The sequence below is a fragment of the Streptomyces sp. NPDC088553 genome (genome assembly GCF_044752965.1).
GTDB lineage: Bacteria > Actinomycetota > Actinomycetes > Streptomycetales > Streptomycetaceae > Streptomyces.
In genome coordinates, this window is the sequence record NZ_JBIVMG010000007.1 from 339,513 (window position 1) to 352,685 (window position 13,173).

At 73.6% G+C, this 13,173-nt stretch carries 10 protein-coding genes; 2 read left to right on the plus strand and 8 right to left on the minus strand.

Translation table 11 applies throughout. From position 1 onward, the window contains the following. Positions 1-57: 57 nt before the first annotated feature. Complete coding sequence (locus tag ACIP8Z_RS25400) at positions 58-1,020, minus strand: diiron oxygenase (protein WP_402087150.1); 963 nt, start codon at positions 1,018-1,020, stop codon at positions 58-60. 189 nt (positions 1,021-1,209) lie between these two features. On the opposite strand from ACIP8Z_RS25400, the gene ACIP8Z_RS25405 reads away from it, so the two are divergent. Both ACIP8Z_RS25405 and ACIP8Z_RS25410 read left to right on the plus strand, forming a co-directional pair. Further along, a complete protein-coding gene (locus tag ACIP8Z_RS25405) occupies positions 1,210-2,319 on the plus strand; it encodes a ferritin-like domain-containing protein (protein ID WP_402087153.1) in 1,110 nt (369 codons plus the stop codon). 47 nt (positions 2,320-2,366) lie between these two features. Further along, positions 2,367-3,218 (plus strand): hypothetical protein, encoded by an 852-nt coding sequence (locus ACIP8Z_RS25410; RefSeq protein WP_402087156.1) that lies wholly within the window; start codon positions 2,367-2,369, stop codon positions 3,216-3,218. 201 nt (positions 3,219-3,419) lie between these two features. On the opposite strand, the gene ACIP8Z_RS25415 is transcribed toward ACIP8Z_RS25410, so the two are convergent. The 7 genes from ACIP8Z_RS25415 to ligD all read right to left on the minus strand — a co-directional run bounded on the left by ACIP8Z_RS25415 (position 3,420) and on the right by ligD (position 13,173). Then, a complete protein-coding gene (locus ACIP8Z_RS25415) occupies positions 3,420-4,895 on the minus strand; it encodes a penicillin-binding transpeptidase domain-containing protein (RefSeq protein ID WP_402087159.1) in 1,476 nt (491 codons plus the stop codon). Between the two features lie 28 nt (positions 4,896-4,923). Beyond that, a complete protein-coding gene (locus tag ACIP8Z_RS25420) occupies positions 4,924-6,303 on the minus strand; it encodes an FtsW/RodA/SpoVE family cell cycle protein (RefSeq protein ID WP_402087161.1) in 1,380 nt (459 codons plus the stop codon). A 26-nt stretch (positions 6,304-6,329) separates the two neighbouring features. Further along, on the minus strand, positions 6,330-7,649 hold the full coding sequence (locus tag ACIP8Z_RS25425; RefSeq protein WP_402087163.1) for an ATP-binding protein: 1,320 nt from the start codon (positions 7,647-7,649) through the stop codon (positions 6,330-6,332). Continuing rightward, a complete protein-coding gene (locus ACIP8Z_RS25430) occupies positions 7,646-8,446 on the minus strand; it encodes a hypothetical protein (protein WP_402087166.1) in 801 nt (266 codons plus the stop codon). The genes ACIP8Z_RS25425 and ACIP8Z_RS25430 overlap by 4 nt, the downstream gene beginning before the upstream one ends. 323 nt (positions 8,447-8,769) lie before the next feature. Next, positions 8,770-10,881 (minus strand): PBS lyase, encoded by a 2,112-nt coding sequence (locus ACIP8Z_RS25435; RefSeq protein WP_402087169.1) that lies wholly within the window; start codon positions 10,879-10,881, stop codon positions 8,770-8,772. 188 nt (positions 10,882-11,069) lie between these two features. Continuing rightward, on the minus strand, positions 11,070-11,930 hold the full coding sequence (locus ACIP8Z_RS25440) for a DNA ligase (protein WP_402087171.1): 861 nt from the start codon (positions 11,928-11,930) through the stop codon (positions 11,070-11,072). Between the two features lie 346 nt (positions 11,931-12,276). Continuing rightward, entirely contained in the window at positions 12,277-13,173 is an 897-nt protein-coding gene (gene ligD, locus ACIP8Z_RS25445; RefSeq protein ID WP_402087173.1) for a non-homologous end-joining DNA ligase, read from the minus strand.

Sequence of the window (13,173 nt, forward strand, 5' to 3'; positions counted from 1 at the left end):
CCCCACCCGCGGCGGCAACCCGCCCCGCCCACGCGGGGGGCGAGCGGCGCCCGTCCTTCACGCCAGCAGGCCCGACGACCTCCACAGGCGTCGGCCCACCCCCCGCAGCACCCCGATGTCGTCCAGGAAGTCCGTCAGGCGGCGGGCGCCCGACTGCATGACCTCGCGACGGTGCCCGCTCGCCCTCACCTGGGCGACCGCCTCCCGCCGGTCCAGGCCCACCGCCTCGTACACCTGCGGGTTCACGAAGCACGTCGAGAAGACCCGCGCCGCCTCTCCGCAGCTCACCCGCGTGAACTCCTGCTCCCAGCGCGGCGCGGTCACCATCTGGCGGCGCAGTTCCTCGCGGGCGTACCGCACATGCCGTGCCTCCTCGACCACATGGATGCGGGTCACCCCGCGCACCAGCGTCTGCACCCGCTCGTCCGGGAACGTCAGCCGCTGCATCCAGTCGAGGATCTCCTCGCCGAGCAGCGTCGAGGCGAAGGACCCCGGGGTCGTGGACACGGTCTTCAGCAGGCGCGCGAGGTTGTGGTAAAGCCTCGGCACCGGGTACGCCGGCGTCCCGCCCCGCTGGATCAGCCGCGCGAACATCATCGAGTGCCGGCACTCGTCCGCTATCTCGGTCAGCGCGTACCGGACGTGATGGCTGGTCAGCGAGTTGTCGTAGATGTGCCGGACGAGCAGCTGCATCAGGATGATCTCGAACCAGACGCCGAGCGAGGCGAGCGACGCCGCCTCGTGGCGCGAGAGTGCGATCCGCTGCTCCTCGGACATGGTGCGCCACAGCGGCGTGTCGTACAGGGAGAGCAGCTCGGGCGGCCAGAACCACTTGCCGTCCTCGAACGGAGCGTCCCAGTCGAGCTCGACGTCCGGGTCGTAGGAATGCTTCCGGGAGGACTCCAGGAGCCGTTCGGCGACCTGCTCACGGTCGCGCAGCGGCCCCAGGGCGTCCCTGAGGAGGCTGAAGTCCGGCTCCGCGGACCTCGTGGGCCTCGTGGACTCGGTGAAGGGGGTCATGGGTGCGCACCTCGCTGTGTCCGTGGCCGCGACGGCGTGACGTACCGGTGGTCACCGTTTATCAGACTGCCCGTCAGTAGCGTCGTCAATCCCTTGCGCACGACTTGTTGACGATCCGTCTACCAGCGTGTGAGCCTGGCCACAGGACTCGCACCACGGGAAAAGGCCCGACCTCCCAAGGAGGCGTCAGTGTCGACGCGCGACCTCTACACCACGGCCCCGTCCACCCCGAGCTGGCAGGTCCCCGCCACCGGCGCGGCCCGCTTCTCCTGGGAGTACGAGGACGGCCGCGAGCGCCTCCTCGCCCTCTACCAGAAGGGCAAGGACAAACAGTGGGACGGCGCCACCCGGATCGACTGGGACCTGGAGGTCGACCCGTACGACCCGCTCGGCACCCCCGACGAGGTCCTGACCCTCCACGGCACCCGCCACTGGGCGAAGATGACCGAGAAGGACAAGGGCGATCTGCGCCGCCACTACGCCTCCTGGCAGTTCAGCCAGTTCCTCCACGGCGAGCAGGGCGCCATGATCTGCGCCGCCCGGATCGTCGAGTCCGTCCCCGACCTGGACGCCAAGTTCTACTCGGCCACCCAGACCATGGACGAGGCCCGGCACGCCGAGATCTACGGCCGCTTCCTCCACGACAAGATCGGCATGCTCTACCCGATCAACGACAACCTGCGGAGCCTCCTCGACGACACCCTGCGCGACTCCCGCTGGGACATGCCGTACCTCGGCATGCAGGTCCTCATCGAGGGCCTCGCCCTCGCCGCCTTCGGCATGATCCGCGACACCACCGACAGGCCGCTGCCCAAGCAGATCCTCGCGTACGTGATGCAGGACGAGGCCCGGCACGTCGCCTTCGGCCGGATGGCCCTGCGCGACTACTACAAGCAGCTGTCCGACGCCGAACTCCGCGAACGCGAGGAGTTCGTCATCGAGGGCTGCTACCTGATGCGCGACCGGCTGCGCGGCGTCGAGGTCCTGGAGAACTTCGGCATCCCGCGGAAGGAGGCGGAGGAGCTGACCGAGCAGAACGAGTTCCTGCACCTCTTCCGCAAGCTGCTCTTCAGCCGGATCGTCCCCTGCGTCAAGGACATCGGCCTCTGGGGTGAACGCCTCCAGAAGGCCTACCTCGACATGGGCGTCTTCGACCTCGGCGATTCCAACCTCGACCTCCTCATGACCCAGGACGAGGAGATCGCGGAACAGCTCGACGCGGAGCGCTTCGCCAAGGAGGAGCAGGCCCGGGTGGCGGAGGTCGCGGACGCGATCGCGGACGGGGCGGCACAGGGCTGAGTCCCCGGAGGAACGGGTTGTCATACGGGTGACGTAGCGTGCCCGTCATGACCATGCCGCCACCGCCGAACCAGCCGCCCCACAACCCGTACGGCGGGCCGGTGCCGCCCCCGCAGCAGCCCGGCCCGTACGGCGCCGCCCCGCAGGGCTTCCCCCCGCCGGGCCACCCCCAACAGGCCTACCCCCAGCACGGTGTTCCGCCGCAGTACCCGGCGGGCCCGGGGCCCGGCCCCGGTGGTTGGGGACAGCCGCCCATGGGGCCGCCGCCGAAGAAGAAGCTGTCGGCCGGTGCGATCGTCGCCATCGTCGTCGGCTCCCTGGTGGTGGTCGGCGGCATCGGTTACGGCGTCAAGGCCGGGCTCGACGGCGTCACCGGGCCCTTCCCCGCGGCGACGCACAAGCTGGTCGTCCCGCAGACCGTCCTCGGCGGCGAGTTCACCCTCGTCTCCGACCTCTCCGACACCCAGGGCAAGGAGATCGAGGACACCCCCGACTTCACCGTGAAGGACGCGACGGCGGCGGTCGGGCAGTACAGCGGCAAGGACGAGTCCGTCCTCGTCCTCTCCGGGCTGTACGGGCAGATCAAGAGCCCCGGCTCCACCCGCTCGTCCATCCTCAAGGGGGCCGCCACGGACAAGGGCTCCACGCTCGTCGTCAAGCCCCAGGACTTCACCCCCGCCGGGTACGGCGTGACCGTCAGCTGCCAGGTCACCACGTCGAAGGACGGACTGGCCACGACGACGCTTCCCATGTGCGCCTGGGGCGACGAGAACACCGCCGCCGCCATCGCCCTCGTCGGCGCCGGGGAGGCCACGGCCGACCCGAAGGACATCGACCTGGCCGACCTCGCCGAGAAGACGGCCAAGATCCGCGCGGAGATCCGCAAGCCGATCGGCTGACGGCCGGAGCCTGGCGGGGGCGCGCGGACGGGGGGCGGAGGCGAGGCCGGACGGTGGAGGCGCGGCCGGACGGCGGAGGCGCGGCCGGACGGTGGAGGCGCGGGGTGCCGCCCGAAGGCACCGCGCCGCCGTGCCGCCGCCGTGCCGCCGCCGTGCCGCCGCCGTGCCGCCGCCGTGCCGTCGCCGTGCGGCCCCGACGGCCTACCCCCGCGCCTCCTCCTCCAGCCGCAGCGCCTCCTCCATCACCGCCCGCGCGATCGGCGCCGCACTGCCGCCCCCGCTGATGTCCGTGCGCGACGCCTCCGCGTCCTCCACGACCACCGCCACCGCGACCGCCGGCTGGGCCGCGTCCTCCGCCTGCGCCCAGGCGATGAACCAGGCGTACGGGGTGCCGGTGTTGCCGAAGCCGTGCTGGGCCGTGCCCGTCTTGCCGCCGACCCGAGCCCCGGGGATCGCCGCGTTCGTCCCCGTCCCCTCCGTCACCGCCTTCACCATCAGCCGCTGGAGCTGCATCGCCGTCGCGGGGTTCATCGCCTGCCGGTAACTACGGCGGCCCGTACGGTCGATCGTCGTCCCGCCCGAGGTCGTCGTGCGGTCGACGAGGTACGGCTGGGCGATCTCGCCGTTGTTGGCGACCGCCGACGCCACCATCGCCATCTGGAGCGGCGTCGCCGTCGTGTCGAACTGCCCGATCGACGACAGCGCGAGCTGGTCCGGGCTCATCCCCCGGTCGAAGTTGGACGTGGCCACCCAGGACGGCACCCGCAGCCCCGTGTCGTTGAAGCCGAACCTCTCCACCGCCTCGACCATCCCCTCCAGGCCCACCTCCACCCCCAGGCCGGCCATCACCGTGTTGCACGACCACTGGATCGCGTACGCGAGGGACGCGTCGCCGCAGCCCTTCGCCTCGTTCGGCAGCACCTGCCGGGTGCCGGGCAGCACGAACGGGTCCGGGGTGTCCGTCGGCGCGTCCACGTCCCGCACCACCCCCGCGTCGAGCGCCGCGGCGGCCGTCACGATCTTGAACGTCGAGCCCGGCGGGTACGTCTGCCGCAGCGCCCTGTTCAGCATCGGCTGATTCGGCGAGGTGGTGAGCCGCCGCCAGGCGTCCTTGACCCCCTGCCCCGTACCGGAGAGGACCCCCGGGTCGTACGAGGGCGAGCTGACCAGCGCGAGGACGCGGCCGCTGTGCGGCTCGACCGCGACGACCGCGCCCCGCTTCCCGTCGAGTCCCCGGAAGGCAGCCTCCTGCATCGAGGCGCGGATCGTCGTCACGACGTCACCGCCGGGCTGCCGGCCCCGGGTGAGGTCGTTCCAGAGCGGCAGCGGCGCCAGCATCGGGTCGGTGCCGGACAGGATCGCGTCCTCGGCGTGCTCGACGAGGGTCGTGCCGTACGTCTGCGAGGAGTAGCCGGTGAGCGGCGCGTACAACGGGCCCTTGCGGTAGGTCCGTTCCCAGCGCAGCTGCTGCCCGCTGTCCCGGGAACCGGTGACCGGCTTCCCGTCGACGACGATCTCGCCGCGCGGCTGCGCGTAGCGGTTGATCGCGATGCGCCGGTTGGCCGGGTTGTCGTCGAGCGACTCGGCCTCGAAGACCATCACGCGCGCGGAGTTGACGAGGAGCGCCACGAGAAGGACGAGACAGAGCGCGGCGGCCCGCCGGGCGTACCGGATCACGTGGTTCCCCCCGGGGTCTGCGGCCGGATCACGAGGCCCCCTCCTTCACCGGAGCCAGCGTCCCCGTGTCGGCGTCGTCCGGCTGCGGTGCGCGCGCCGAGTCGCTGACCCGGATGAGGAGCGCCACGATCACCCAGTTCGTGACCACCGACGACCCTCCCTGCGCCAGGAACGGCATCGCCATCCCGGTCAGCGGGATCAGGCCCATCACCCCGCCCGCGATCACGAACACCTGGAGCGCCACGATCGAGGCGAGCCCGATCGCGAGGAGCCGCCCGAAGGGGTCCCGCAGCGAGAGGCCGGCGCGGTAGCCGCGGGCGACGAGCAGCGCGTACAGCAGGAAGAGCGCGGTCAGGCCGACGAGCCCCAGCTCCTCGCCGGCCGTGGCCAGGATGAAGTCGGACTTGGTGGCGAAGCCGATGAGGACGGAATGGCCGAGACCGAGTCCCGAGCCGAGCATCCCGCCGGCCGCGAACGAGAAGAGCGACTGCGCGAGCTGCCCGGGCCCGTCCCCGGCCCGGATCGAGGCGAACGGGTCGAGCCAGTCCTGCACCCGGCTGTGCACATGCGGTTCGAGCGAGCCGACGAGGAAGGCGCCGGCGGCGGCGAGTACGAGCCCGACCGCGATCCAGCCGATCCGCCCGGTCGCCACGTACAGCATGATCACGAAGAGGCCGAAGAAGAGCAGCGAGGTGCCCAGGTCCCGTTCGAGGACGAGCACGCCGACGCTCAGCACCCAGATCGCCACGATCGGCCCCAGCACCCGCCCGGTCGGGAACTGGAACTTCCAGATCCGGCGGCCGGTGTACGCGAGCGCGTTGTGGTTGGCGGCGAGGTACGCGGCGAAGAAGACCGCGAGCAGGATCTTGGCGAACTCGCCCGGCTGGAAGGAGAGACCGCCGAGCCGGATCCAGATCTTGGCCCCGTTCACCGCCGGGAAGAAGATCGGCAGGATCATCAGGGCGAGCGCGGCGGCCACCGAGACGTACGCGTAGCCCTGGAGCGAGCGATGGTCGCGGAGCAGCAGCACGACCACGATGAAGAGCGCGACCCCGAGCGTCGACCAGATCAGCTGTGTCGTCGCCGCCTGGTCCTTCGGCGTCTCCAGGTCGAGCCGGTAGATCAGCACCAGGCCGAGGCCGTTGAGCAGGACCGCGATCGGCAGGAGCAGCGGATCGGCGTACGGGGCGCGGAACCGGACCGCGAGATGGGCGACCAGCGCGAGCAGACCGAGCCCGGCCGCGTAGCGCGCGGCGTCCGGCGGTACGGCCCCGCTGCGGGCGAGGCCGACCTCGGCGTAACCGTAGACGCAGATGAGGACGGCGCAGACGAGGAGGGAGAGTTCCACGCCGCGGCGCTTCGGCATGCGTACCCCGGGCGGGGGAGCGTCCGGGCGCGGTGCGGTCATGGCCGCAACGTAGCAAGCGGTATGCCCTATGTCCCTTTTGTGTCGCGGTGTGCCGTGTGGCGCGGTTCCGTTCCGCCCGTTTCGAGCTGCTCCACGAGGCTCACGTACTCGGGCAGCCGCAGCCGGGCCTCGGCGCCCTCGCCGTCGGCGGCGCGGGCGAAGACGAGCTCGGCGCCGATCACCTCCGCCTGCCCGACCGCGATCGTCAGCCCGAGGCCGTGCCCCTTGCCCCCGCTCTCGGTACGGAACCGCTGCGGCCCCGACTCCAGCAGGTACGCGGGATAGCCGGGCCCGTGATCCCGTACGGACACCACGGGACCGTCCACCGTCAGGACCACCGGCGGTGCCCCGTGTTTGTGCGCGTTGGCGATCAGATTGCCCAGCACCCGCTCCAGCCGCCGCCGGTCCGTCTCCACCGTCGTGTCCCGTACGACCCGCACCTCGGTCTCGGTGCCCGAGGCGCGCACCACCCGCTCGGCGAGCGGCCCGAGTTCGTGCACGGCCAGGTCGACGGTCTCGTTGCGGGCGTCGAGCCGCGAGATCTCCAGGAGGTCCTCGGTCAGCCCGCGCATCGCCCGCACCCTGTCCCGTACGAGTTCCGACGGCCGCCCCTCCGGCAGCAGCTCGGCCGCCGCCGAGAGCCCCGTGAGCGGGGTGCGCAGCTCGTGCGCCACGTCGGCGGTGAACCGCTGCTCGCTCTGCAGCTTGCTCTGGAGCGAGGACGCCATCGTGTCGAGCGCCCCGGACACCGTGGCCACCTCGTCCTGGGGGCGCGAGGAGTCCTTCGTACGGGGGTCGTCGACGCGCGCGTCGAGATCGCCGGCGCTGATCCGGCGGGCCACCTGGGCGGTGAGGTGCAGCCGCCGGGTGACCCGGGTGACCGCGAAGGCGCCCACGAGCAGCGTCGCCCCGATCGCGAGGACGGAGGAGCCGAGGATCGAGCGGTCGAGCGCGTCGATCGTCTCGGCGCTCTGGGTGTAGTCGACGCGTACGGCGAGGGCGCGGCCGTCCGCCGGGCCCGCCGCCCACATCGTCGGCCGGCCCCGGTCGTCGGCGACCAAGGTGCCGCGCTCGCCCCGGACGGCGAGCGCGTGGAGGGAGGGCGGGAGCCCGGGCGGGTCGACCCCGGCGAACCGGGGGAGCGGCTCGCCGGCCTCGTAGAGCCGGGTGACGTCGGTGAGCCGCGCGAGCGCCTTCTCCCGTGAGTCGTTCACGGTCTGACCGGTCACCGACACATGGACGAGGATGCCGAGCAACGCGGCCAGGGCGCAGCACATCACCGCGATGAAGACCGCGGCCTTCCAGGTGAGGGTCGCGGTCCAGGCGGGCAGCCGGGGCGCCCTCACGGGCTCGGCTCGGCGGGAACGGCCACGTCCGGAGGGACCGGGAGCGGGAGGGGCGTCGAGGCCGGCCCCGGGGTCGGCGTCGGGCTGACCAGACGGGGCGCGGGGACGGTCGGGGGCGCGGTGCGGCCGGGCTTCACCCGGACGATCTCGTCGCGGGTGGGCAGCATGCTGTGCTGCTGCTCGTCCCAGGACCAGGCGGTGCGGTACTCGTACCCGGGGATGCCCGCCGAACTGACCCGCATGATCAGGTCCCGGCCGGCCAGCTCCACGCTGATGACCTGGTCGACGGTGGCCATGATGCGGGTGAGCCCGCCGTTCTCGGCGAGGTAGACGCGTACGCCGACCTGCTGGTCCGGCATGCGGATCCCGACGATCAGCTCGTCCCTGCCGTTGCCGGTGAGGTCGCGGTAGTACGGCCGCATGACCGGACAGGCGGCCGGCGCGGTCTCGCAGGCCCTGATCGCGCGGGCGGTCTCCTCGTAGAGCCCGTCGCCGCCGCTGTACGTGTCGGGGTGGGCGCGCACCTCGGCGTCGACCACCGCGACGGCGTCGACGGCGTGGACGTCGTTGTCGGGGACCTTGATGCCGGGGACGCGTTCGGTGTCGGACTCCCCGTAGTCGACCGGCGGATCCGTGGCGGGCGGCAGGTCGGGCCAGAGCCGTACGGGCCCGACGGCGGTGGGGGTGGCCCCGGCGCTCTGGAGCCCGCCCTCGTCGCGTCCGCAGGCCGCGGCGCCGCCCAGGACGAGGGCACACAGGACACCGGCGGCGGCGAGCTGCGGTCCGCGCGGTCTCACACTGCTCCTCGTGCGGGTCGATCGGTGGCGGCGGCCAGGGTAGCCGGGGTGGCCGGACGGCCGGGGCGGCCGGGCGGCGGAACCGGTCCGGGCACGCTTCCAGTAGACCTTATTCGGAGGGAAGTCCTTTTTGTCTACTCGTGGGCTCGGTGGACTCGACAGGGCTCACCGCCCCATCGGCACGGCCTCGACCGCCCGACCGGACTCGACCGCCGCCCGGCCGCACCCGACCGCCGCCCGGCCAGACCCGACAGTCCGGGCGCCCAGGCGCTACCACCCCGGCGGCCGGGTCCCGCCCCTCAGAACATGGCCGGGCCCGCCCCCTAGAACGCGCCCCGCTCCATCCTCGCGAGCGCCGCACGGCACACCGTGAGGAGCTTCTCGTCGAGGTGGATGTCATGGCTGCCCGAGGCGCCCTCGCGGGCGTTGTGGCGGCGCCGCCTGGTCAGCTCGGTGAGGATCACCAGCTGCGCCTCCGAGGCCGCCGGGCCCATCTCCGCCAGGCACTCGGCCACGTCCACGCGCGCGTGCCGGTTCTCCTCCCAGGCCGCGAGCAGCACCGGCAGCGCCGCCGCCGCGTCCCCGGACACCCGCCACAGGGCCGCGGCGCTGCGGACCCGTACCCACAGGTCCCGCGAGGCCAGACCCCGTCTGAGGGCGGAGGCCGTCGAAGCGGCGGCCGGGCCGATCTCACCGAGGGCCTGGGCGGCCGAGCACCAGTCCGCGCCCGAGGCGCCCGGCCGGAGCCACCGCTCCAGAGCGGTCAGGACCTCGCCCAGGTCACCCTCGGCCGCCCACAGGGCGCGCGCCGCCGTCGTGGCGACCGTGGCCGATTCGGCGACGAGGAGCCCGCGGATGTCCGGTACGGCCTCCTGGGCCGCGGGCCCGAACGCCGCCAGGGTCCGCAGCGCGGACTCGCGCACCCAGTCGCGCCGGTTCGCGGGCGCGCCGCGCAGGACCCGCAGGACCTCCGGCACGGCCTGGGAGCCCCGTACCGCCGCGAGGGCGTAGAGCAGGGGCGCCGCACGGTCGTACAGCCGCTCGTCGAGCTCGACCTCGGCGAGCCGGCGCCGCAGCAGCGGGGCCAGCATGGCGGCGGAGGGCCCGAGGCCGTCCATCGCGTACAGCAGCTCGCGCCGCACCTCGCGCTCCTCCAGGGCACGGGCGAGCAGCGGGACGGCGCGGGCGTCCCCCGCACGGGCGAGCGCGAGGAGCGCGCCGTCGCGCCCGGACCGCCCGACGAAGCCGTTCTGGGAGCCGCCGCCGGCCAGGGCGGGGCGGGTGCCGGAGCCCACGGTGAGGCGGGCGGCGAGCGCGTCGGCGGCGGGTGCGCCCAGCTCGAAGAGACGCTCCAGGAACGAGGTCGCGGCCTCTCGGAGCCGTGGCTCGGGGTCGTCGAGCTGGGCGCCGACGAGCCGGACGACCTCCTCGTACCGCCCCCGCCAGATCCGTATCAACCCGCCGCACAACCAGATCGCGTCCGAACGCTGCCCCCAGTCGGGGCTGCGCAGCTGCGCCAGGATGAGTGCGATGCGGTCGTCGACCCGGTCGTCGAGCGCCGCGTGCAGGGTCCGGAGCAGCTCCTCCGTCCAGGGGGCCGGCCGGCCGGCGGCGTGCTCCTCCAGGAGCTCGCGGACCTGCCCGATGAGGGTCGGTGTCGCGGCGCGCTCGGTGCCCGGCGCGGCCGGTCCCAGCGCCGAGGTCCTGATCTCCTCCAGGAGTCCCGTCACCCACGGCACGATGTCGTCGGGGATGTCGCCGGGCGCGCAGCGCGCCCGCTGGGCGAGGGCCGCGAGCCGGAGGCCGGGGTCCTGGGCGGCGCGGGCGAGCCAGCCCAGCCAGTCCACGGTCTCGGTGCGCAGCGACGCGTGGCGCAGGGCGATCCGCCCGACGGCGGCGACCAGGGCGAGCCGCACCTCGGTGTCCCGCTCGACGGTGAGCCGCTCCCGCAGCAGGGTCAGCACCCGCGCGGGCTCGGGGTGCAGCGAGGCGAGCGCGCAGGGCGCGGCGAGCCGCACCTCCGGGTCGGTGTCGGAGACCAGCCCGAGGAAGACGTCGGCGCCCGCGGCGATCGCGGCGGCGGCCATCGCGTAGTTGGCGGCGGGGATGAACTCCTCGCCTTCGGGGTCGAGTTCGTCCAGTTCCTCGTCGTCGTCGAGCTCGATCCCGCCGATGCTGGTGAGCAGCTCGACGATGCAGCCGCGGTCCTGGACGGCGGGGTCGGCGACGAGTTCGAGGAGGAAGGGGATGCAGGCGAGGGTGGAGTCGTAGACGTCGCCCTGGTGGTGCACGGCGCCGTACATGCCGTCGAGGGCCGTCTCCCGCTCGGCGGGATCGGCGGAGGCGAGTCCGCGGAGCAGCTCCGGCACGTCGTCCGCGGGGCCGTACGCGTGCCCCAACGAGGCCCAGTCGACCTCCTCGATCCCCGTCAGCATTTGCCAGGCCGCCTTCCCCGTGAGCCCTGTACCAGGCAGCAAGTGTGCACCACGGGACGGACAGCAAGGCCTTACCGGCGACACCGGGCGCGCGCAGGCCCCCAGTTGCGGTCTCTTTGCGCCATGTGCGGTACGCAGCGGGGCAGTTGCACTCAGTGCCCACCCCGGGAACGGGGCCCGGGCGCCGTCTACCCCTCGGACCGGACGCGGACGAAGGTCGCGTTCTCCTGCCGCTGCCGCACGGCGAGCTGCCGCAGTTCGACGGGGAGCGGCGGGTCGATCCACCGCACGGGACCGTGCTCGGGGTCCTGGGCGAGCGGCCCCGCGCGGTCCCCGGCCAGGGCGCCGACCTCGCGCGACTGCGCGGGGGTGAGCCGGGGCGAGGTGGAGACCGTACGGCCGTCGGCGAGGCGTACGACCAGGGCCCGGGGCCGGTCGGGCGGGCCGACGAGACCGAGCAGCAGGCCGTCGCTGGTCTCCATGTGCCGGATCTTCCGCCAGGCCCAGGTGGAGCCGGCCCGATAGGGGGAGGCCAGGGACTTCGCGACGATCCCCTCGACGCCCGCGTCCCGCAGGTCGCGGAACCAGTCGCGGGCGGTCGCCTCGTCCTGGGTGGCGAGCACCCGCTGGAGCGGCGGCTCGGCGTCGAGGAGGGCCGTACCGAGCAGCTCCCACCGGTCGCGGAGCGGCAGCGCCCGTACGTCGCGCCCCGGGACGGCGAGCAGGTCGAAGGCGATGTACGAGACGGGAACGCCGGCCCGCGCCCGGTCGGCGGGGGAACGCAGCAGGTCGGTGAAGCTCAGCCGCCCCTCCCGGTACGCGCAGAGCTCGCCGTCGAGGACGATCCCGGGCGGCAGCCGGTCCCGCAGGTGCGCGGCGATCCCGGGGAACTCGGGGGCGAGGTCGCGACGGGAACGCGACTGGAGGACGACCTTCCCGTCGCCGAGGACGAAGGCGAGGGCGCGGAAACCGTCCAGCTTGAGGGAGTACTGGAGATCCCGGGGCGGGTTTCCCTGCGCGGGGATCTCGTCGGCGGAACGGGGCCGCATGACGTCGACGGGAGGGAGGAGCACGAGGTCGCGAGGGGCAGGGCGAGGACCGGGGCCGGAGCGGCGGCCGGAGGCGGCGTCAGGGTCGGAGCCGGGGTGGGAGCCACGGCCGGAGCCGGAGTCAGGGCCGGGGCCGGGGCCAAGGGCGTGGGGCGCTGTGCGGCCGTGACCCGGAGTGCCACCGGCAGCGGGCGCACCCCCGGCGGGGGTCCCGCCGGGCCCGCCCGGAGCCACGCCGCGCCCGCCACGAGCGTCGCCGGCAGCGCCGCCACCGGGGCTCGCGGCACCGTCACCCCCGCCCCGGGCGTGCGCCCCGGCCCCGTTCACGACGCGTCCCCGGCCCGGTTCACGGCACGTCCCCCGCCCGCTCGGGCGCGAAAAGTGGCGCGAGGAGATCCCCGTACCGCTCAAGACGTGGCGCGATGTCATCCATGAGGAGGACGAGGGACTCGGGGTCCCCGGCAGTCCCGGCGCACTCCTCGACCTCCTCCCATGTGACGGGCGCGGAGACCATGGGGCGGGGTCGCGCCCGCAGGGTGTAGGGGGTGGCGGTGGTCTTCGCGGCGGCGTTCTGGCTGTGGTCGACGAAGACCTTCCCGGGTCGCAGCGCCCGGGCCATCCGGTGCACGACGAGCCGCGGCAGCGCGGCCTCCGCCTCGACGGCGAGCTTGCGCGCGTACGCCGAGACGAGGGGGGACGGCGTGGGCACCACCGGGACGAGCAGGTGCAGCCCCTTGGAGCCGGAGGTCTTGGCGAAGGCGTCGAGACCGTCCGCGGCGAGCCGTTCGCGCAGGTGGAGGGCGACGCGGCAGCACTCGACGACCGTCGCGGGCGGCCCGGGGTCGAGGTCGAACACGAGCCGGTCGGCGACGGCGGGGGAGGAGGCCCGCCACTGGGGCGTGTGGAACTCCACGACGAGGTTCGCGGCCCACATCAGTGAGGCGAGGTCCTCGACGACCACCTGCCGGGCCCGGGGGTCCTCGGAGCGGGGCACGGGGGTGGTCCTCACCCAGGAGGGTGTGCCGGGCGGCGGATTCTTCGTGAAGAAGAGCTGCCCGTCGGGACCGTCCGGATAGCGCAGGAAGGACACCGGGCGATCGCGCAGATGCGGCAGGATCGCGGCCCCGACGGTCGCGTAGTAGTGGAGCAGCTCGCCCTTGGTGGTGCCGGTGAGCGGGTGGAGCACCTTGTCCAGGTTGCTGAGCGCCAGGCGCCGCCCCTCCACCTCTGTGAGAGGCGTCAT

Bases quoted from the DNA above. Each gene is read 5' to 3' on its own strand.
- ACIP8Z_RS25400 (WP_402087150.1), bottom strand. From the start codon at position 1,020: ATGACCCCCTTCACCGAGTCCACGAGGCCCACGAGGTCCGCGGAGCCG.
- ACIP8Z_RS25410 (WP_402087156.1), top strand. From the start codon at position 2,367: ATGACCATGCCGCCACCGCCGAACCAGCCGCCCCACAACCCGTACGGC.
- ACIP8Z_RS25420 (WP_402087161.1), bottom strand. From the start codon at position 6,303: ATGACCGCACCGCGCCCGGACGCTCCCCCGCCCGGGGTACGCATGCCG.
- ACIP8Z_RS25435 (WP_402087169.1), bottom strand. From the start codon at position 10,881: ATGCTGACGGGGATCGAGGAGGTCGACTGGGCCTCGTTGGGGCACGCG.
- ACIP8Z_RS25440 (WP_402087171.1), bottom strand. From the start codon at position 11,930: ATGCGGCCCCGTTCCGCCGACGAGATCCCCGCGCAGGGAAACCCGCCC.
- ligD (WP_402087173.1), bottom strand. From the start codon at position 13,173: ATGACGCCTCTCACAGAGGTGGAGGGGCGGCGCCTGGCGCTCAGCAAC.